The sequence below is a fragment of the Vibrio owensii CAIM 1854 = LMG 25443 genome (assembly GCF_000817815.1).
GTDB classification, from domain to species: domain Bacteria; phylum Pseudomonadota; class Gammaproteobacteria; order Enterobacterales; family Vibrionaceae; genus Vibrio; species Vibrio owensii.
In genome coordinates this window covers 12,006-33,730 of sequence record NZ_JPRD01000006.1, presented here as the reverse complement: position 1 = coordinate 33,730, position 21,725 = coordinate 12,006, and the positions used below count along the sequence as shown (strand labels likewise).

Here is a 21,725-nt window from a genome sequence, read left to right as displayed (position 1 = left end):
CCGAGTTCGGTGAACAATACAAAATAGAAAAGTGGATGAATTTGAATACAAATCCCCCACAAACAAAAAGCCAGTGCGAACTCGAGCTCGCACTGGCTTTTTTCAATCGTTGGAATTAACCGACCATGTATTTCACGATGAAGATAGCAGACATCACCCACACACTCATCGATACTTCACGGCCTTTGCCGCTGAATAGTTTGATAGCAGCGTAAGCGATGAAACCTAGCGTGATACCTTCTGCAATCGAGAAAGTAAGAGGCATTACCAAACAAGTAACCACAACTGGCGCAGCTTCTGTTAGGTCACGCCAGTCGATACCAACAAGACCAGAAAGCATTAGGATCGCTACGTAGAACAGCGCACCAGATGTTGCGTAAGCTGGAATCATACCTGCTAGTGGCGAGAACAACAGAGCAAGAAGGAACAATACGCCAACAACCACAGCCGTTAGACCAGTACGACCGCCAGCCGCTACACCAGAAACACTCTCAATGTATGACGTCGTGTTAGATGTACCTAGTAGAGCACCTACTGATGTTGCTGTTGAGTCAGCAAGTAGCGCTTTGTTTAGACGTGGAATGTTACCGTTCTCGTCAGTTAGACCTGCTTTTTGTGAAACGCCAACTAGCGTGCCTGCAGTGTCGAACAAGTCAACGAATAGGAAAGCAAATACTACCGAGATCATGCCAACTTCGAACAAACCAGAGAAGTCTAGCTGCATGAAGGTTGGTGCAATGCTTGGTGGTGTAGACATGATGCCGCCCCATTGAACGTCACCAAAGATAAGACCAAGAATTGTCACACCCAAAATGGCAATCATAACCGCACCTTTCACACCACGGTGAACCAGCGCGATAGTCACAAAGAAGCCAATAGCCGCAAGTACAGATGGTAGCGAAGTGATGTTACCCATTGAAACTAGCGTTGCTGGGTTATCTACTACGATGCCTGCGTTTTTCAGTGCGATGAACGCAAGGAAAAGACCGATACCTGCAGAGATACCTGTACGAAGAGAAAGTGGAATTGAGTTGATGATCCACTCACGGATCTTGAACACACTCAAGACAATGAATAACAGACCAGAAACAAATACTGCTGCTAGCGCTACTTGCCACGTGTAACCCATACCCAACACAACAGAGTAGGTAAAGAACGCGTTTAGGCCCATACCTGGAGCCTGAGCGATTGGGTAGTTTGCTACTAAGCCCATGATGAAACAGCCAATAGCTGCAGCAAGACACGTCGCAACGAACACGGCACCACGATCCATACCAGTATCTGCAAGGATAGCTGGGTTTACAAAGATGATGTAAGCCATAGTTAGGAAGGTAGTGATACCTGCGATGATCTCAGTGCGCACGTTGGTGCCATTTTCACTAAGTTTAAAGAGCCTTTCGAGCATGATCGAATCCTGTAAAAGGTAAAAAGTAAACGGTTGCGTAATCGATTGGCTCGAATTATAAAGTTATCAAATAACAAATTCCAGATAGAATTTTCACTCTAATAGGATTTTTTTCTTCGGATATGAAACCTATCCGCTAGTGTTTTAAACAGGCTAAAAATTTAGGCCTTAATAAACAACGACTAACAGAGTTATGTTCTGTACAACCCAACGTGTACAAACTGAACAATGTATTAAACTTTCAAACGCAAACCTAAGGTTTTGGACGTAAAACACCCACAGAATTGGTCAGGAAATGAAATATGTGGAAGAAGCAGCAGTAGAATGCGAACTTGGTGGCGAGAAAGTAGCCGAAGTTTGGAATTGCAGATAAAAAAACGCCACTCAATTTGAGTGGCGGTGAATCATGTCAGCACTATGCACTGAAAAAAAATTCCAATTTATAGGGGTGAACAAATTTGTTCGAGTCACATGCGTTGGCTTCAATTAGTAACCAAAGCTTGTTGGGTATACAAAGTTACCGGTGTAAACAGATTTGCTGTTCCAGAACATTGCACTTGGTAAACCTTTCATAAATATCACCTTCTAAATCAATTAATACTGTTAATTTGGTTGATTTCTCGGTTCCTTGGAGGCGATAAACGGACTCATCCTTTGAGCATTTCATTCTTCTCTCAGAAGCTGGTTACAAATATACCACCAAGAAATTTAATTACAAGCATTTTAGTGACCAAAATCACAAAACATTGATAAATTGATCTTCCTCAAGAATTAACTGTAATTAAATTACAGTTTAGTAAATTAAAAAATAGCCAAACTTTCAATTCATACTAAGTGCGTTGCATTAGTGTATTGCATTGTGTTCATAATCTGTGACAGTTCTAGAGCAAATCCTTTTCACCACAACTACTAGAACGGCTTTTGTGGTGGTATGCTGATGGCAATTTCAAGCCAATACCGATTAGCATTTACTGCTAAACACTCATTAAGTTTACGGTTTAAATTTGGCAAAGCACATCAAAAGGAGTCTTCCGTGTCTGAATTCCATTCTGAAATCAGTACCTTATCACCTACTCCACTCTGGCAGTTTTTCGATAAGATTTGTTCAATTCCTCACCCTTCAAAACATGAAGAGGCGCTAGCTCAGTACATTGTTACTTGGGCAACAGAGCAAGGTTTTGACGTACGCCGCGATTCAACTGGCAACGTGTTCATTAAGAAGCCTGCTACTCCTGGCATGGAAAACAAGAAAGGCGTGGTTCTTCAAGCGCACATCGACATGGTGCCGCAAAAGAATGAAGATACTGATCACGACTTCACAAAAGATCCTATCCAGCCATACATCGATGGCGAATGGGTAACCGCAAAAGGCACAACACTTGGTGCGGACAACGGCATCGGTATGGCTTCTTGTCTTGCGGTTCTTGCTTCTACTGAAATCAAACACGGCCCTATTGAAGTGCTGCTAACGATTGATGAAGAAGCAGGCATGACTGGCGCATTTGGCCTTGAAGAAGGTTGGCTAGAAGGCGACATCCTTCTAAACACGGATTCAGAGCAAGAAGGCGAAGTCTACATGGGTTGTGCTGGCGGTATCGACGGCGCAATGACATTCGACATCACTCGCGATGCCATTCCAGCAGGCTTTGTTACTCGTCAGCTAACGCTAAAAGGCCTTAAAGGTGGTCACTCTGGCTGTGATATCCACACAGGTCGTGGCAACGCAAACAAACTGATTGGTCGTTTCCTTGCTGGTCACGCACAAGAGTTGGATCTTCGTCTTGTCGAGTTCCGTGGTGGTAGCCTACGTAACGCTATTCCTCGTGAAGCATTCGTTACGGTTGCTCTACCAGCAGAAAACCAAGATAAGTTAGCGGAATTGTTCAACTACTACACTGAGCTACTAAAAACTGAGCTTGGTAAAGTTGAAACTGACATTGTGACTTTCAACGAAGAGTTCGCGACTGACGCACAAGTATTTGCAGTTGCAGATCAACAACGTTTCATCGCGGCGCTTAACGCGTGTCCAAACGGCGTAATGCGCATGAGTGACGAAGTTGAAGGTGTGGTTGAAACGTCACTTAACGTTGGCGTTATCACAACAGAAGAGAACAAAGTAACCGTACTTTGCCTAATTCGCTCACTGATCGACTCAGGTCGTAGCCAAGTTGAAGGCATGCTTCAGTCTGTGGCTGAACTTGCAGGTGCGCAAATCGAATTCTCTGGTGCTTACCCAGGTTGGAAACCAGATGCAGATTCTGAAATCATGGCAATCTTCCGTGATATGTACGAAGGCATCTACGGTCACAAACCAAACATCATGGTTATTCACGCAGGTCTTGAGTGTGGTCTATTCAAAGAACCTTACCCGAACATGGATATGGTTTCTTTCGGTCCAACCATCAAGTTCCCGCACTCTCCAGATGAGAAAGTGAAGATTGATACCGTTCAGCTGTTCTGGGATCAAATGGTTGCACTGCTAGAAGCAATTCCAGAAAAAGCGTAATCCTAACCAGATACGATAAATACGAAAAAGGGTGCCGAGGCACCCTTTTTTATTGCGAACTCAGAAAAAATCGCAACTTATGCACGAGTTTGCGCGTATGACGCTAGCTCATCCATAGAAGTCTTAGCAACAACTTCACCATCGATGTAGTAAGTAACAAACTCACCTTCACGAACACCCATTAGTGTCGCTTTTTCACCGTTGTTGTAAGTGATGTCCATTTGAACTGTGTTTTCGTCGATCTGTTGCATTTGACCTTGTTCGATAACACGGTTATTCGTAATAGGACCAACAGGAGCTGTCGTTAGAGACTTATCTAACTGGTGGTTTACGTCGATGTAAGTGTCCATCTTCTTGTCAAAGATGTGTGGCTTACCGTTTAGCGGGTTTTTACCAGTCCAGAACTCTAGCGAGTTGAACACAATGTAGTCAGCCGCAATCGCAACACCGTAAACTGGCGCCATTAGCATGTTTAGACCACCACGAGCGTAACGGTTATCAACGGCTTTCAAGTTGAAGCCCATAACGTAACCCGTTACTGCGTTGCTGCCTACACAGCCAGAAAGAGAAACTGCTACTGCAGTTAGTGCGCCAATTTTAGCGATCGCCTTTTTCATTAAAACCTCTAGTTAAATAGTATTAGGTCAAAAATTCGGCGGGGATAGTAGCGGATAAAAACAAGAGGTAAAAGACAGTTTTTCGCCAAAAAAATATTAGTATTAAATTTAACACAGCCTTATTTTTTCTATGAATGTAACGCATCAAAAACCAAGGCAAGGCTACTCAATCGATACTAGATTTCACCCAATAAACTTACACAAGCCATACATTCGGTGAATTTTTGATCTTTTCAATAAAAATTATTGTTCGTCACATCAAGAAGAATGATTAGTGTGATTTTGAACCAGTTGTTACATTGTTGCTAACGTATTTGACAGAGATGGTTTATGGCCAGAAGTAAAAAAAGCAAAGTATTTGAGCTGCTCGGGCACCAAGTACAACCAGGACAACGACTAGAAACCGAATTTGAAGCGGCACAGCTTTACACGCACTCGCCTCTTTCTATTCCTGTGGAAATTATCCACGGTAAACAGGAAGGCCCTGTTTTAATGGTAAATGCAGCGATCCATGGTGATGAGCTTAATGGCGTAGAGATCGTTCGTCAGATGATCAACCAATTGGATCCAGCCAAACTAAAAGGCACGGTGATTGCGGTTCCTATCGTCAACGTGTTTGGCTTTATCCATAAGTCGCGCTACCTTCCAGACCGTCGCGACCTAAACCGCTGCTTCCCGGGCAGTGAGAAAGGCGCATTGGCATCACGCATGGCGCATGGCTTCTTCAATAACATCGCCAAGCGTTGTGACTATATTTTGGATCTTCACACGGGTGCGATTCACCGTACTAACCTACCTCAGATCCGTGCGAACTTGAGCAACCCAGAAACACTACGTATTGCAAAAGCATTTGCGACACCTGTGATCGTAGACTCTGCTCTTCGTGACGGCTCTCTTCGTAGTGAAGCGGAAAAGTGCGATATCCCAGTACTGACTTACGAAGCTGGTGAAGCTCTGCGCTTTGACCCATTGTCGATCAGTGCAGGTGTACTAGGTGTGCAACGTGTGATGCAAGCTATCGGCATGCTACGTGCGAGCCGCAAAAAGCTACCAGAGCCAATCATCGCAAAATCCACCAGCTGGGTTCGCGCATCGGGCAACGGTATCCTACGTACGGTTGTGAACTTAGGTGATAAAGTAGAAGAAGGCGAGACTCTCGCTTACATCAGCTCGCCTTTAGGTCATGACGAACTAGAGCTGTTGGCACCAAAAGGCGGTATCGTAATTGGCCAGCAAACACTGCCACTGGTTAACGAAGGTGATGCTATCTTCCACATCGCTTACTTCAAGCAAGATGATGACATGGTTGAGCAAACGGTAGAAAGCTATATTGAGGAGCTGACTGAGTTTGATGTCGACCAAGTGACGACGGGGCAAATCCCACTAGAAACGCAACAATAATTGCGAACTAGCAGAAACCAACTTCCAAGCCCAGATTCCATCTCTGGGCTTTCTTTTGTCGTAAAAATAGACACACTCACTATCTAATAGACCAAAAGCCAAACAATAATCCAATTTACCGTCAAATAGTGGGTATAAAAGTTTACAGGAAAATAAAAAGCAATTATTGATAATTAATCTCATTATCATTTATTAATCTTTTCAGCATTCATATAATCCTCGCCTCTCAAATTACTATAACAAATGAATATGAAACGATTATCGAACCATCGCTTAAAAGTAAGCCTTGTCTTGCTCGCAGTGCTCAACTCACTTTCTCTCCATGCAGCGGAAAACGCCGACGAAGAACTTGAAGTCATTGGTGTCCACTACGCCAAACCGATTACCGTCGCAGAACCTGCTGAAACCATCATTGATTGGACCCAAATCGAAGAGCAGCAATACTCTAACTTTGCAGCAATGATTGACGCCGTGCCTGGTGCCACGCTTGACGGAGGTGCTCGTTCTGGTGGTGAGCGTATTAACATTCGTGGTTTCGATGACCCGAGTGATATCGCCGTATTCGTTGATGGCGCTCCAATTGGCTTTCAACAATACCGTTACGGCACCTTCTTCTTTGACCCCTTCTTGATTGGTGAAGCGAAAATCATCAAAGGTGCGCACGACTACCGCGCGCTAAACGGCAAATTTGGTGGGTCTATCCGAATCAAAACCAAAAGCGTTGATGACTTGCTCGAGGGCGATCGCAACTTCGGCGTTCGTGCTTCAACGGGTTATAACAACAATGGCGATGAGAACTCATACACACTCTCCCTTTATGGCAAAAATGATGCTGGCTTCTACTTCCTAGCTAACGGCTCAGTAAAAGATTCCGACGATATTAAAGTCAGCGGCGGTGAGACGCTGGATTACTCGGGTTACGAGCAAGAGAATATGCTCGTAAAAGTTGGCTATGAAAATGATGACCACGAATTTGAAATCAGCCATACACGTTACCAAGATGAAGGTCGTAAACCATGGGCTAACCGTCGTGGTCAAATGCCAACTATTTCGGATTACAACATCAAAAAATATGGCTCGTTAGAAAAAGCACAATACGCTTACACGGTCTACAACGAATACAAAGACAATACGACGACTATCTCCTACCATTACATGCCAACCAACCCTTATATTGATTTCAATATCAAATTGGCTCGCTCGGAGAATGACCGCCACTGGGTTCGTCCTGATATCGCTTTCGAGAAAATGTTCGTCTCAGTTGGCAGCTACGGTCATGAATCTTGGCTAAGCTATCAACGCGATTACGTCGACGTATTCAACCAAGCTCAACTTGGTGATCACACACTAGTCACAGGGCTTCAGTACCAAAAAACGGATCGCGACTCCTTGGTGTTTAACGCTTCTTATGATGATAAAGAAGCAAAAAACTACGGTTGGTATACTCCGTACTATGAACCATCGGGCACTCAGTCTATATACGCGGCCTACATTGCTGACCACTATCAAGCAACCGACCGCCTGACGATTACCCCTTCTCTGCGTTATGAGTACATCACGAGCGAAGGTAAAGGTAACGCGGCGCCAGATTACAATGATCCAACAGCAGGCCATGATTACAGTGAAACCAGCCATAACGGCTTTAGTCCACGTTTGGATGTCGATTTTGACGCGACCAACAATACTCGTTTGAACTTCTCTTATGCCTACGCCTTAAAAGCTCCAACCGTCGATAACATTTACTCTGTGCAATATGCCCGAGCAACAGCGACAGCAACGGCACGCGATCTCGAGGTTTCTCGTATTCATGCTTATCAAGCCAGTGTGATTAATTTGGCCAAAGGATTGGTTAGCGAGCGCGACAACCTCGCAACAGAACTGACGTTGTTCTACAACGATGTGAGTGACACTGTTGATATCCGAACTGGTGAAAACTTAGATAAAGACAGCGGTGATATTCAAAGTTGGAGCACAAACCTAGATGGTTTCAAAAACTACGGCTTCGAGTTGATTTCGCAGTACCGCATCGCAGATTTCTATTCTGATTTCTCAGCAAGTTACATTCGCGGTAAAAACAAAGGCAGCCTATCTGACTCTACGGGCTCTGATGATGACTACCCAGGTGTACCACCTCTGAATATTAACCTTGGGTTGGGCTACGAGTGGATTCCGGGTCTGAGAACAGGTTGGGAAGTCCGTTGGTACGATGCACAAACGAAAACCAAAGCGGAAGGTGACAACCTAAAAGTCAAATCACCAAGCGAGCAGTACACATTACAAAATGCTTACGTTGTCTGGGACGTACAACAAGTTAAAGGTCTAAGTGTCGGAGCAGTCGTCAACAACCTAACTGATCGTTATTACGAAGCTTACTTGTCGAATGGTGTGCCTTCTCCTGGCCGAGAAGTGAAATTGAATCTGACTTACCAGTACTAATTCGATACTCATTAACCAATAGCAATCTAGCCAAACTCGGAGTAACCGCTTGCTCCGAGTTTTTATTTTTACTCAAAGCCATTTTTAGTACGTTCGCCGATGAAGAATATGACAAGAACACAAAAAGCAAAAACAACGGTTGTTGCAATAAGCCTGTCCTGCGTTGTTACGCCCTGTCTAGCACAACAAAACCTCACTCAATATTTAGAACAACAAAGCAATAATTTATCGCAGGAAGATCATTACTCAGCTCCCGTTGCGGGGAACTTAGATCTTGATGCTAAAGCAGACACAATTGTATGGAAAGACGACCAAACGCCTAGAGATTGTCAGTACGCCAAAGGAGAGGCTACCGAAGCAAAAGATTACGACTACGGTGTGGCAAACAATCTATCAGACGGGTTACACCACATTGATTTACAGCCTGTTCACACGCCGAAAAAGCTGCGCAAAGATCATATCTACAATACCGCGTCATCGGGCAGTTCAGTGAAGTTCTCAGTTTTCTTCTGACTGCTTATAACGACGCAAATAAAAATGCCCCGAGATAACCTCGGGGCATTTTCAAATTCATAGTCGATGGTATTCAACCATCAAGCACACTGCGATTATTCTTCGTCAGCGTCTGCTTCACGAGCTTGACGAGCTTCTTCTTTGCGAACTTTTGCCGCTAGTTGCTCTGCTTCACGCTCTTGACGTTGTACTGCTTTACGCTCGTTACGAACTACTTGTTTTTGTACAAAACCCGCTAGTTCCTGCTCAGCCCAAGCTTGTGCTTTCTCTTCGCTGTCAAAACCTGTTTCACGTTTTGATACCACTACTTTACGAGAAGTCACCTGACGAGTGATCTCTGCGCTCCAACCGTTACGTTTTTCAGTTACGCGGATAGCAAATTTTGGATTTTTAGCCATTTCTTTCATTTCCTAAGGGATTAATCAGGGATTCGGTCAACTTGATAACTCCATCTAAGCTGAGCTGTTTAACACCATCCCTTGGTAAGCGCGGTATTAGAGCATAAAAGTTACCGAAACGCTGCAAGTTTTTTACGAGAGACGGGAGACGGGAGACGGGAGACGGGAGACGGGAGACGGGAGACGATTTCATTTTGTCTATTTAGGAATTAATACTGTCAGCACCTTATGAGTCCAACGCAATTTAATCGTCATCCTCAAGAACAAGGCACGAGTGAGTTGGGGCTCTCTCCCTATTCATTGTTCAAAAGAGATTTCCTACTCCTTCCTTCGCCAGTCTAGGAAATGACGCCACTATTTTTCCCGCCCCTCGAAACGCGCCGTCCTATAGGATGAAGTCCGTTCTCGATTCCCTTAAACAAAGAAAGCGCCGGTCTCTCAACCAGCGCTTTACTATTTTCGTTAACCGTTGACTAAGTCAAGGTTAGCCGATGTTCTTGCGCGCGTTTTGGAACATACGCATCCAAGCGCCGTTCTCACCCCAACCTTCTGGAGACCATGAGTTCGCAACTGTACGGAATACACGCTCTGGGTGCGGCATCATGATAGTTACGCGGCCATCTTGAGTCGTTAGACCTGTGATTGCGTTTGGCGAACCGTTCGGGTTGTTCGGATATTGCTGCGTTGGGTTACCGTGGTTATCCACGTAACGAACGGCAACCGTACCTGAAGCTTCAATCGCTGCTAGGTGGTCAGCATCACGTACTTCTACGCGACCTTCACCGTGAGACACTGCGATTGGCATACGAGAACCGGCCATACCGTCGAAGAACACAGAATCAGATTTCTGAACTTCTACTAGACTAAAGCGAGCTTCAAAACGCTCAGATTCGTTACGAACGAAGCGAGGCCACAGGTCTGCACCTGGGATTAGCTCTTTCAGGTTCGATAGCATCTGACAGCCGTTACACACACCTAGAGAGAAGGTATCTTCACGCTGGAAGAAGCCTTCAAACTGGTTGCGAGCTTGCTCGTTGAACAGGATAGACTTAGCCCAACCTTCACCCGCACCAAGTACGTCACCGTAAGAGAAGCCACCACAAGCGACTAGGCCCTGGTACTCTTCTAGAACCGCTTGACCAGTCAGGATGTCGCTCATGTGGATATCTGTTGCTTCAAAGCCTGCACGGTCAAAGGCTGCTGCCATCTCAACGTGAGAGTTAACGCCCTGCTCACGCAGAATTGCCATCTTAGGCTTAGCGCCTTTCGCGATATATGGCGCTGCAATGTCTTCGTTCACATCGAAGCTTAGCTTAACGTTCAGACCTGGGTCCGAGTTGTCTTTCTTAGCTTCGTGCTCTTGGTCAGCACATGCTGGGTTGTCACGTAGACCTTGCATCTTGTGCGTTGTCTCAGCCCAGATAGTGCGTAGTTCAGTGCGGTTACGCTCAAGAACAACTGTCTCACCAGAAGTAATCACTAGCTCATCAGAAGCTTCTACTGAACCAATTACGTGTGAACATGCCTCAAGACCGTTTGCTGCTAGCGTTGAAAGTACAGCGTCTAAATCTTCGTTCTTAACCTGAAGTACCGCACCTAGCTCTTCGTTGAATAGTGCAGCTAGAGCGTCGTCGCCTAGGCCAGCAATGTCAGCTTTAACGCCACAGTGACCTGCGAATGCCATCTCAGCTAAAGTAACGAATAGACCGCCATCACCTTTATCGTGATAAGCCATTACTTGATCGTTCGCAACTAGAGTTTGAACGCCTTCGTAGAAACCTTTTAGCTGTGCTGCGTTATCTACGTCTGCTGGCTTATCACCAAGCTGCTTGTAAACCTGTGCTAGAGCCGTTGCACCTAGACGGTTTTGACCGTTACCTAGGTCGATAAGAACCAGTGACGTGTCACCTTTATCTGTGCGCAATTGCGGAGTGATGGTCTTACGAACATCTTCAACACGAGCAAACGCAGTGATGATGAGAGATAGCGGAGACGTTACTTCTTTCTGTTCGCCATTCTCTTCCCACTTGGTCTTCATCGACATTGAGTCTTTACCAACTGGGATAGTTAAACCAAGTGCTGGACATAGCTCTTCACCCACCGCTTTCACTGCTTCGTAAAGACCTGCATCTTCACCCGGGTGACCTGCTGGAGACATCCAGTTTGCAGACAGTTTAATGTGTTTGATATCACCGATGTTTGTCGCAGCGATGTTTGTGATTGCTTCACCAACCGCTAGACGAGCCGAAGCACCGAAGTCTAGTAGAGCCACTGGCGTACGCTCACCCATCGACATTGCTTCGCCGTGGTAAGTGTCGTAGCTTGCTGCGGTTACCGCGCAGTTTGCTACTGGAACCTGCCAAGGGCCAACCATTTGGTCACGCGCAACAAGACCAGTCACCGTGCGGTCACCGATAGTGATTAGGAATGTTTTTTCTGCAACCGTTGGAAGACGTAGAACGCGATCCACTGCTTCGTTTAGCTCGATACCGTCACGGTTAACCGCTGGGTTGTTCGCTTTAAGCGTTTTCGCATCACGGTGCATCTTAGGCGTCTTACCAAGAAGCACATCCATTGGCATATCGATTGGCGTATTCTCGAAGTGTGAATCTTCAAGTTTCAGTTCACGCTCTTCTGTTGCGATACCAACAACTGCGTATGGTGCACGTTCACGCTTACAGATCGCATCGAATACTTCCATATTCTCTGGCGCAACAGCCATTACGTAACGCTCTTGAGATTCGTTACACCAGATCTCAAGTGGGCTCATGCCTGGTTCATCATTTGGTACATCGCGCAGTTGGAAGATACCACCACGTTCGCCATCGTCTACAAGCTCTGGAAGTGCGTTCGAGATACCGCCCGCGCCCACATCGTGGATAAATGCGATAGGGTTAGCATCACCAAGTTGCCAACAACGGTCGATTACTTCCTGACAGCGGCGTTCCATCTCTGGGTTTTCACGCTGTACTGAAGCGAAATCTAGGTCTTCTGCTGATTGACCAGATGCCATTGAAGAAGCTGCACCACCGCCAAGACCGATGTTCATTGCAGGACCACCAAGTACGATTAGGCTTGCACCTACTGGGATCTCTTTCTTCTGAACGTGCTCGTCACGAATGTTCCCCATACCACCAGCAATCATGATTGGCTTGTGGTAACCACGAACCTCTTCACCAGCGTGCGAGTTAACTTTCTCTTCGTAAGTACGGAAGTAACCAAGTAAGTTTGGACGACCAAATTCGTTGTTGAACGCCGCGCCACCAAGTGGGCCTTCTAGCATGATATCTAAAGCGTTAACGATGCGACCCGGCTTACCGAAATCTGTTTCCCATGGCTGTTCAAAACCAGGGATACGTAGGTTAGAGGTAGTGAAGCCAACAAGACCTGCTTTTGGCTTACCACCGATACCAGTCGCGCCTTCATCACGGATTTCACCACCAGAACCAGTAGAAGCACCCGGCCAAGGAGAGATAGCAGTTGGGTGGTTGTGCGTTTCCACCTTCATTAGGATGTGCGCTTTCTCTTGGCTATAGCCGTACTGGCGAGTTTCTGGGTTCGGGAAGAAACGACCTACATCAGAACCTACCATTACGGCTGCGTTGTCTTTGTACGCAGACAGTACGTTTTCAGGCGTAGTTTCGAATGTGTTCTTGATCATCTTGAACAGAGACTTCTCTTGCTTAACGCCGTCGATAGTCCAATCTGCATTGAAGATCTTGTGACGACAGTGCTCTGAGTTCGCTTGTGCAAACATCATTAGCTCAATGTCAGTCGGGTTGCGTTCTAGCTTATTTACGAACGCATCGTAAAGGTATTCGATTTCATCATCTGCAAGTGCAAGACCTAGGGTAACGTTTGCGTTTTCAAGCGCAGCACGACCGCCGTTTAATAGGTCAACATCTGCTACAGGAGCAGGTTCCGCCGCTTGGAATAACGCATTTGCTGCATCAAAATCAGTAAATGTCACTTCCATCATGCGATCATGGATGAGTGCTTTTACATCAGCAATTTGAGCATCGTTAAGAGGAGTTGATGTCTCTACGTAGTATGCAGTGCCGCGCTCAAGACGTTTTACTTTGTCTAGACCACAGTTGATTGCGATATCAGTAGATTTAGAAGACCAAGGCGAAATAGTGCCCGGACGAGGCGTAACAAGAAGTAGAAGACCTTCTGGCTCATGCTCTTCGATCGTTGGACCGTAAGTCAGCAATTTTTCCAGTTTTTCCAACTCTTGAGCATCAAGGTCAGACTTTAGATCCGCAAAGTGCATGAACTCAGCGTAAATGCCAGTGACAGGCAGATCTTGTTCACGACAAAGTTCCAGTAGTTTATTAACACGAAACTCAGAAAGAGCTGGGGAGCCACGCAAAATTCTCATGTGCTTAGGTCTCTTATTGCAAGTGATTAAGGTGATATTGGAATAAATTCAGTGGGTTATACTGTTTTCTTCGAAGCTATTCCCGAAGGTTTTTCAAACCTATGCCGATGCCACCTCTTCGTTGCGAGCGCATTATATAGCAATTGTTTTTGTGATGTAACACCAAAAGCAACCGTTTGCGTCATTTTTTTCGTCAAATTTGAATTACGACTAAAATGTCGATAAATCACACAATGTCGCACTCTATCTGTCTGATTCACTTTGCCCCACCTGCTCGCTTTGATATAAAGGCAACTAGAAATTTATCGAGACGTACCGAATTAATGCAAATAAGTCAGTTCAACCGACTCAAGCGCAGCGCCCTACTTTTCGCTTCTGTGCTTTTACTTTCTGCCTGTCAGATTGAGTCGGAACCCAAAAGTGAATTCGAGCAAATCCAAGAGCGCGGTGTCCTACGTGTTGGCACGCTAAATAATCAACTCTCCTACTATATCGGTCCTGATGGCCCTGCTGGCTTGGATTATGAACTGGCGCGTAAATTTGCAGAACAACTCGGCGTTAAGCTCGAGATCAGACCCGCTTTTCGTCAGGCAGAGTTATTCCCTGCCCTGAAAAAAGGCGATATCGATATTATTGCGACAGGTTTAAACCAAACCTCTCAAGCGGTGCAACGCTTCCGTCCTGGGCCTGCTTACTACTATGTGAGTCAGCAAGTGGTGTACAAAAAAGGCCAGCTTCGTCCTCGTGATATAAATCAACTCATCAACTACCAAGAGTCGAAAGATGAGAAAGCGGGCAATGAAGACACGAACGCCGGAGCAGAGACGCTACAAATCGTTGAACAGTCTCAATTTGTTCCAACACTGACGGCACTACAAAAAGAGCACCCAGAGCTTCAATTTGAAATTGTGGGTGATGCGGATACTCGAGATCTACTGAAACACGTATCGACAGGTGAACTACGTTTTACCGTTACAGACTCTGTGGAACTGTCTTTGGCTCAGCGCCTTTACCCAGATCTAGCTTTGGCTTTTGAGCTAACCGAAGACCAACCCGTTTCTTGGTTCACTCGTCGTTCTGAAGATGAAAGCTTGTATGCCATGTTGATCGAGTTCTTTGGCAACATTAAGCAGTCTGGCGAACTCGCGACGCTCGAAGAGAAATACATCGGCCATATTGAAGCGTTCGACTACGTAGACACGCGTGCCTTTATTCGCGCCTTGGATAACACCTTGCCGAAATGGTCACCACTGTTCCAAAAATACAGTGAAGAGTTCGACTGGCGCTTGATTGCAGCCTTGGCATACCAAGAGTCTCACTGGAAACCGAAAGCGAAATCGCCAACTGGCGTGCGCGGAATGATGATGCTAACGCTGCCAACAGCGAAGAGTGTTGGGGTAACGGATCGCCTAGATCCAGAGCAGTCCGTACGTGGTGGTGTGGAATACCTTCGCCGTATCGTGGCTCGTGTGCCAGATTCAATTAATGAACATGAGAAGATTTGGTTTGCGTTGGCCTCTTACAACGTGGGTTATGGCCATATGATGGATGCAAGACGCTTAACGAAAGCGCAAGGTGGCGATCCAAATGCATGGGCAGATGTGAAAGAGCGCCTACCATTGCTACGTCAGAAACGCTTCTACAGCCAAACTCGTTATGGCTATGCTCGCGGTGATGAAGCTCGTAACTACGTCGAAAATATTCGTCGCTACTACCAGTCGATCATTGGTCACGTCAGCCAAAAGCCAGCGATTGATGAAGACACAGAAGATCTACAAGTGATCCCGCCACTCAATCCAGATTTGTTAATTTCTGGAGCAGTGAAAACCTTGGCGGAGCAGACTTCTGGAGCGGTGGAAACGATCTCCAACACTGAGGAAAGTTCACCTCAAGAGGCGGAACAGACACCCGAACCAAAAGCAGAATAAACCTTTCGAAAATAGCGAGCTCACAGCTCGCTATTTTTTTATTGAGTCAACAGATAAAGTTATCTAGAATCCTTTCTTTCGGGCTAATCTAGCTTGTGCTGCTCCTTGGTGCCTTACCAAGATTGGGCTCGCATAACATAGAGGCTCTTTTGGTCACCTCTCCTCGAACTGATGCCACCTTCGTCCGTAAGCGTGCCTCATCAGAATGTCATCGATTGATAATAAATCAGACACTTTGCCATGCGAGTGTCGGAGAGTGTGTTCGTTGTCTGCAAGAGGTTCTGATAATGAGAAAACGCAGAGTGCAGTCAAAACGTTTGAATAAGACAGTGGCTGCTAACCGCCGTAAGCGCAAGCTTACGTGTATGAAAAAGAAAGTCAGTGCACGTAACCGTGTTTTCGTTCACCTTGTGAATCACTGAGAACTTAAAGCAAACATCTACTCTTGGGTAGGTGTTTGCTAAAGGCTACTCGTGGCTAAAAGCCCAAGTCCCCCACCTTTAAGAAGCCCTTTTCCTTAAACTATTCGCCCTTTGTTTCCTGTCCATCATCGTTCGCTCTTTGCGCTTGCTTCTTAGCTTTAATCTCTTTGCGACGACGCTTGAAAAACGCTTGTAACTGCGAGCGACATTCATCCTCTAGCAACCCACTTTCGACTGTCGCGTAATGATACGCCGCTTGGCTTTCGAACAAGTTCAATACCGTCCCTGCCGCACCTGCTTTTAAATCAGGCGCACCGTAAACGACTCGTTTCACTCGGCTATGTAGCAACGCACCAGCACACATTGGGCAAGGCTCCAGCGTGACATACAAAGTGGTATCAAGCAGTCGATAGTTTTCTAAAGCCTCTCCTGCTTTGCGTAACGTCTGGATCTCGGCATGAGCAGTCGCATCATGAGCACAAATAGAGCGGTTCCAACCTTCCGCAATGATCTCTCCGTCTTTCACTAAAACAGCACCAACCGGCACTTCCCCTTCTGCTTCTGCTTGCTCTGCAAGCTCCATCGCACGGCGCATAAATAGTTCGTCTTGAGGGGAAAACTGAGAATCTGACAAAAGGAGGCTCCGGTATTGGGGATAGATCGTGATTGAAAGTGGATTTTAACCTTCAAAGAGGGGAAGTGGAAGCGGGATGATTTTGCCTGTTAGGGTACAAATACCGTGATTCAAAGCAGTTTGATCATCATCCTCAAGAGCGAGGTACGAGCGAGTTGGGGATCTCTTTATTTTGTATCCCGAAGGGCAAAGTCCGTTCCCGACTCTCAAAACAAAAAAAAGCGCCAGTCTCTCGACCAGCGCTTTCGAATTACCAATACCTAAATAGTTGGTGTTGTAGCTAGGCAACAAGCAAGTTCAGCCCTATGAGCATAGAGGCTCTATGTGATTAGGGTGAACTTGCGCAGTTAACAACGCTACAGCGCCAAATATGACGGTATTTACATTGTGTAAGTGTATGGCGCTTGGATACCTAGAGGAATACCTAGCATCCAGTAAGCAACTAGGAAGATAGACCAACCGATTAGCATAGCAATCGAGAATGGCATCATTAGAGACGCTAGCGTACCGATACCTGTCGACTTCACGTAACGTTGACAGTAAACCACTACTAGAGGGAAGAATACCATCAGAGGTGAAATGATGTTCGATACAGAGTCACCTACACGGTAAGCCGCTTGAGATAGCTCAGGCGAGATACCTACAGCCATTAGCATAGGAACTAGGATAGGACCGATAAGAGCCCATTTCGCTGATGCAGAACCAATTAGAAGGTTTACAGAAGCTGTTAGAAGAATCATACCGATGATAGTTGCTTCACCTGGTAGGTTCATCGTTTTCAGGCCTTCCGCACCGTATAGCGCTAGCATCGTACCGATGTTTGATTGCGCGAATGCAGATAGGAACTGCGCACAGAAGAACGACATGACAATGTATGCGCCCATCGTAGACATAGTATCCGCCATCGCTTTGATGATGTCGTTGCTTGTCTTGAACGTGCCAGAAACGCGACCGTAAACGTAACCTGGAATGATAAACAGGATGAAGATCAACGGAACGATAGACTTCATGATCGGCGCAGAGAACGCTGTGATTTCACCTTCAGGTGAACGCAGTGCAGAGTTTTCTGGGATAAGCGCCACAACAAGAAGTGCGATACCTGCCATCATAGCCCAACCAGCGTAACGGAACGCTTTTGATTCAGTTTCAGTGAAAGAACCAAGATCTGGTGCTTTTTCTGCATCTTCATCAACAGGCGTGTTCGCTAGGCGAGGTTCGATGATTTTCTCAGTTACATACCAACCAATAGCAACGATGATTACTGAAGATAGACCAGTAAAGAAGATGTTAGCTAGAGGGTTTACTACGTATTCAGGGTCTAGAACCTGTGCCGCTGTTTGCGTGAAGCCAGCTAGTAGAGGGTCGATCCCTGAAGGGATGAAGTTTGCAGAGAAACCACCTGATACACCTGCGAACGCTGCCGCGATACCCGCTAGAGGGTGACGACCTGCTGCGTGGAAGATGATACCACCAAGAGGAATAACTAGAACGTAGCCCGCATCCGCCGCAGTGTGCGATACGATTGCCACAAGAATTAGCATTGGAGTAAGAAGTTTTGCTGGCGTGAAGTTCAGCATCTTCTTAAGACCAGTTGTGATGAAGCCAGAAGAATCGGCAACACCTACACCCAACATCGCTACAAGAACGATACCAAGTGGCGCAAAGCCAGTGAACGTTGTCACCATGTTAGCAAGGAAACTTGCTAGTGCTTCACCTGTTAGAAGGTTAGTAATAGTAAGAGCTTCGCCAGTTCGAGGATTTAGAAGGTCGAAAGAAACATTCGACAAAAGTGCAGACGCAGCCCAAGTAATGATTAGTGCCCAGAAGAACAAAATCGCTGGATCAGGGATTTTATTACCTGCTCGCTCGATAAAGTTCAGAAAGCGATCCATACCGCTCGGCTTCGGTGACGGTGCTTTATTTACTGCTTGGTTACTCATGGTAACTCCATATGAATGATGTTGGTGCCATGGCCTATTTGAATAATTATAACGGCCTATTTTCAACCGAGCATTCTATTAAATAGTGATTAAGAAAGCACAAGGTTCTACGTTTTTTTCCATATTTGGAGACATATTTTGCAAAAAAGTTATATCAATTAAACATAAAAAAACAGTAGCACACCATTCACATTAACAGTTGCAAAACCACCTGTTAACCACCGAAATTAGCAATAAAAAGCGTCAATATTAACGATAAAAGTAATTATAAGCGGAATAGAAAACACCTCAGTTTTCGAACTCACTGTACTGCGAAATCATAGTTTTCAATTCAACAGATTGTGTTTCCCCCATCCGGTCTTGCCAGCTAGAAGTAATGGTAATGGTTTTGAGTGAACCAGAGACTGTTGCCGCTGGAACTTCCCATTCCACAATGTAAGCTCCCGCAGTAGAAGATCCTGTCATGATCGAAGCAAAAGAGGCAGTAGAAATTGTAGAAAGCGCATCAGAAGCGCCACGAGTCCGAAACCTCTCGAGTTTATTTTCCGCTAAGCGTAGCGCCTCAATATTGTGAATCGCATATTCTGATTTGCGTTCCATATAGATTTGCAGCTTTGTCAGGCCAAGTGCGCCGATGCCGAGTAGCAAGAATGAAATGAGCACCTCAATTAAACTAAAACCTTGTTGTTTAGAGATCATTCCAAGAGCCCTTTTTCCACTTGAATTTAATGATCGGATCGACCACCTCATCTATGTTATCTCGGTTGTATGCAAAATTTAGAGAGTTCACAAAATAAGCACTATAACCAGGGCTATCTAACACTTGTCCACCCGAAAAACTAAAGGAACCGCGTTGGAGGTAAACGACTTTATCTAAAGCAAGCGTGGGAAAGTTAGCCGCATCTCCAAAGTGATCTTTGGCCTCGAATAAGTCCCAATGTGTATCCAACCCTGTAAGTGAGTTGGTTGTGAGTTGATAAAGCATACCGGGGAAAGTCATAGAGCCATGTACAGCGAAGATACCATCTTGAATCAAGAGTAATATTGGCGTTTCTCCTGTTGCATCAAAGGCTTCGTTGAGATAATCAATGCCACCTTTGATTGGTACCCCATCAGAATCATTCTCATAACCTCCAGAGCTATTCTTTTTCGAGGAAGTAAACTCACAGGACCCAGTCACCCAAATATGAGTTTTGCCTGCTGAAATTTGCTCCCCAACTTTCTTTCCACAATCGGTAACGATTTGATTGGTTGAATCATCGTAATCAATCGCAGTAAAACCCCAGTCAGATTTCACAGAATCCCAATTACTACGCTGCTCTCTAAAAATGTCGAAAAATGGCTCTAGGTCTGCGTCTTGAATAAAGTCCTCACCATAGCCTGAGTCAGAAGCAGTGACACTCTTATGTTCTGCTTTACAATCTATGTTGTTGTGAACAAAATCTGCATAAGGCGCTGAGCCATGGATAACCCCTTGATTAGTCGCCCCAGCTCGAGAATGGAAAGCATTTTTATAGCGAATAGCCACACATTCCCACCCACTACCGACTAACTCTCCAGGATCTGGTGTCGAAAAAGCAGAGCTGCCATTCACATATAAATCAGTGCTACTTTTTAGTGCTCCAGAAGCTCTTCCACGAGATAGAACTAGTTGCTTTTCAATGGTTCGGCTAGAACTCGCAACGGGCTGACTTAGCACCTTATTGTCGGGTTCTAAAGTTAGTTGATGCAGGTCTAACGGTGTTTCACATCTGTTTGAAATTAGTGACGTTGCAGAAGAAACATCACCTGTACTTTGAACTAAAGAATAGAAACACTCCAATCCCCCCTCAGCACGCCAATGCTCTTGCCGCGCTTCAATCTGGTTATTAGCACGTTTGATCTGATAGAAAAGAGACTTGTAGCTACCAAGCGACATCATTAACGCTGCGACAAGTAATACGCTGACAACCAGTAACGCTGCTGCACCTTGTTCTTTATTCATTATTGCCAGTTCCTTTGTTTCACCGTAAAGGACTGCTCGGTACGAGTACCCGTCGCATCTTTTAACTCTGTTCCCAATGTAACCGTCACCAAGGCACTCTCAGCATCGGTATTTCTTACCGTAGCCGCTACCAACGAAAATTGATTTACATGAATGGCTTTCTTATCAAAAAGCGTGTTACATGATCCCGTTCCAGATAAAGCGATCACATCAGCCACACTCCAAAGCGTTGCTTGTTTTTTTTCACATACAAACAGAGATTCAGGCGTATCGATTCGCTGTTCATACACCACGTTTTTATACAAAGGTGTCGCTCCTGAAGTTCCGACATTGTAGGCGTAAGCAATAAGCCCCATTCCCGGAGCATCAAGAGTAAAAATCGTATTGCTGGCGCCCGAAATTTTCACGGAGTTCCCATCGCTACCATCAAATCCTGCACGCTGAATATCACTTTTCATCATCTGTAAAACACTGGCCGTATTTTGCAATAGCATCAGCTCCTTTGAGCGCTCCATCGCTACCTTCTGACCACTGATATAAAGCGAGCCGACGATACCCAAAGAAATCAGCCCTAAAGAAGAAGCAATCATGAACTCAACGAGGCTGGCACCTTTTTGGTTAAACATATTCACCTCTTAAGAACACGTTGAGTAACCGAAGAACTCGGTATTGTTGCTATCGCTGCATACACGAACGCGAGCAGAAAGAGTATGGGAGATGAGTTTGAGTGCTTTTGTAGATTCTCCTACCGGATAGAATTTGATATTGCCGGAAGAAGGGCGACCATGAACGTCGTCGAAACTGATTTGGTCGGAAGCGTAATTAGGTGTAACGACGATCCCTTCATAAGGCGCTCCTGAAAAAGAGAACAAAACCGTCCCTGCGCCCTCCGTTCCGTTATCAGTAAGATCGATGCGCCAGTGACCATCATCAGATGAACTATCGGGCATGATAAAGTGCGCCCACAACCTCTCTCTGCGCAATACCGCTTCTGACTTACCTTGAATAACAAAGCCATGCAGTTCATTCGCTAAGCGCTGCATTTTGTTGGTTTCAAAAACATTTTGGAAATAAGGAGCAGCAGCCGTGAGCAAAACACCCAGCACGGCGATAGTGATCAGAAGCTCCAATAATGTAAACCCGCGAGGCATTTCCCAAAT

15 protein-coding genes are annotated in these 21,725 nt (G+C 45.6%); 5 read left to right on the top strand and 10 right to left on the bottom strand.

Translation table 11 applies throughout. From position 1 onward, the window contains the following. Window positions 1-115: 115 nt before the first annotated feature. Window positions 116-1,405, bottom strand: a complete 1,290-nt coding sequence (locus H735_RS02360) for an NCS2 family permease (RefSeq protein ID WP_020196449.1) — start codon at window positions 1,403-1,405, stop codon at window positions 116-118. Between the two features lie 1,033 nt (window positions 1,406-2,438). Here H735_RS02360 and H735_RS02355 point away from each other — a divergent pair. Then, entirely contained in the window at window positions 2,439-3,911 is a 1,473-nt protein-coding gene (locus tag H735_RS02355) for an aminoacyl-histidine dipeptidase (protein WP_020196448.1), read from the top strand. A gap of 77 nt (window positions 3,912-3,988) precedes the next feature. Here H735_RS02355 and H735_RS02350 read toward each other — a convergent pair whose 3' ends face one another. Beyond that, window positions 3,989-4,528 (bottom strand): DUF3332 domain-containing protein, encoded by a 540-nt coding sequence (locus H735_RS02350; protein WP_005440209.1) that lies wholly within the window; start codon window positions 4,526-4,528, stop codon window positions 3,989-3,991. A gap of 330 nt (window positions 4,529-4,858) precedes the next feature. Here H735_RS02350 and H735_RS02345 point away from each other — a divergent pair, with 330 nt between their 5' ends. The 3 genes from H735_RS02345 to H735_RS02335 all read left to right on the top strand — a co-directional run bounded on the left by H735_RS02345 (window position 4,859) and on the right by H735_RS02335 (window position 8,878). Next, the gene (locus H735_RS02345) at window positions 4,859-5,929 is read left to right on the top strand and encodes a succinylglutamate desuccinylase/aspartoacylase family protein (protein WP_005440211.1); all 1,071 of its coding nucleotides are present in this window, start codon (window positions 4,859-4,861) and stop codon (window positions 5,927-5,929) included. 249 nt (window positions 5,930-6,178) lie between these two features. Further along, on the top strand, window positions 6,179-8,365 hold the full coding sequence (locus tag H735_RS02340; protein WP_020196447.1) for a TonB-dependent receptor domain-containing protein: 2,187 nt from the start codon (window positions 6,179-6,181) through the stop codon (window positions 8,363-8,365). Between the two features lie 108 nt (window positions 8,366-8,473). Next, complete coding sequence (locus H735_RS02335; protein WP_020196446.1) at window positions 8,474-8,878, top strand: hypothetical protein; 405 nt, start codon at window positions 8,474-8,476, stop codon at window positions 8,876-8,878. Between the two features lie 95 nt (window positions 8,879-8,973). Here the strand turns inward: H735_RS02335 and H735_RS02330 are convergent, their stop codons facing one another. Next, window positions 8,974-9,276, bottom strand: a complete 303-nt coding sequence (locus H735_RS02330; protein WP_027726716.1) for a DUF3622 domain-containing protein — start codon at window positions 9,274-9,276, stop codon at window positions 8,974-8,976. A 484-nt stretch (window positions 9,277-9,760) separates the two neighbouring features. Continuing rightward, a complete protein-coding gene (gene purL, locus H735_RS02325; protein WP_020196444.1) occupies window positions 9,761-13,657 on the bottom strand; it encodes a phosphoribosylformylglycinamidine synthase in 3,897 nt (1,298 codons plus the stop codon). Between the two features lie 323 nt (window positions 13,658-13,980). Here purL and mltF point away from each other — a divergent pair, with 323 nt between their 5' ends. After that, a complete protein-coding gene (mltF, locus tag H735_RS02320; protein WP_020196443.1) occupies window positions 13,981-15,585 on the top strand; it encodes a membrane-bound lytic murein transglycosylase MltF in 1,605 nt (534 codons plus the stop codon). Between the two features lie 522 nt (window positions 15,586-16,107). On the opposite strand, the gene tadA is transcribed toward mltF, so the two are convergent. The 6 genes from tadA to H735_RS02290 form a co-directional block, all read right to left on the bottom strand. Then, a complete protein-coding gene (gene tadA / locus H735_RS02315) occupies window positions 16,108-16,641 on the bottom strand; it encodes a tRNA adenosine(34) deaminase TadA (protein ID WP_027726715.1) in 534 nt (177 codons plus the stop codon). Between the two features lie 380 nt (window positions 16,642-17,021). Then, window positions 17,022-18,581, bottom strand: coding sequence for an AbgT family transporter (locus H735_RS02310; protein ID WP_020196441.1), 1,560 nt, complete (start codon window positions 18,579-18,581; stop codon window positions 17,022-17,024). 288 nt (window positions 18,582-18,869) lie between these two features. After that, window positions 18,870-19,280, bottom strand: a complete 411-nt coding sequence (locus tag H735_RS02305; protein ID WP_020196440.1) for a type IV pilus modification PilV family protein — start codon at window positions 19,278-19,280, stop codon at window positions 18,870-18,872. Beyond that, window positions 19,270-20,565, bottom strand: a complete 1,296-nt coding sequence (locus H735_RS02300; protein ID WP_020196439.1) for a hypothetical protein — start codon at window positions 20,563-20,565, stop codon at window positions 19,270-19,272. Before H735_RS02300 ends, H735_RS02305 begins: the two co-directional genes overlap by 11 nt. Next, the gene (locus H735_RS02295; protein WP_020196438.1) at window positions 20,565-21,191 is read right to left on the bottom strand and encodes a PilW family protein; all 627 of its coding nucleotides are present in this window, start codon (window positions 21,189-21,191) and stop codon (window positions 20,565-20,567) included. Before H735_RS02295 ends, H735_RS02300 begins: the two co-directional genes overlap by 1 nt. A gap of 9 nt (window positions 21,192-21,200) precedes the next feature. After that, window positions 21,201-21,716: a GspH/FimT family pseudopilin gene (locus H735_RS02290; protein WP_020196437.1), complete on the bottom strand. Its 516-nt coding sequence runs from the start codon at window positions 21,714-21,716 to the stop codon at window positions 21,201-21,203. Between the last annotated feature and the right edge of the window lie 9 nt (window positions 21,717-21,725).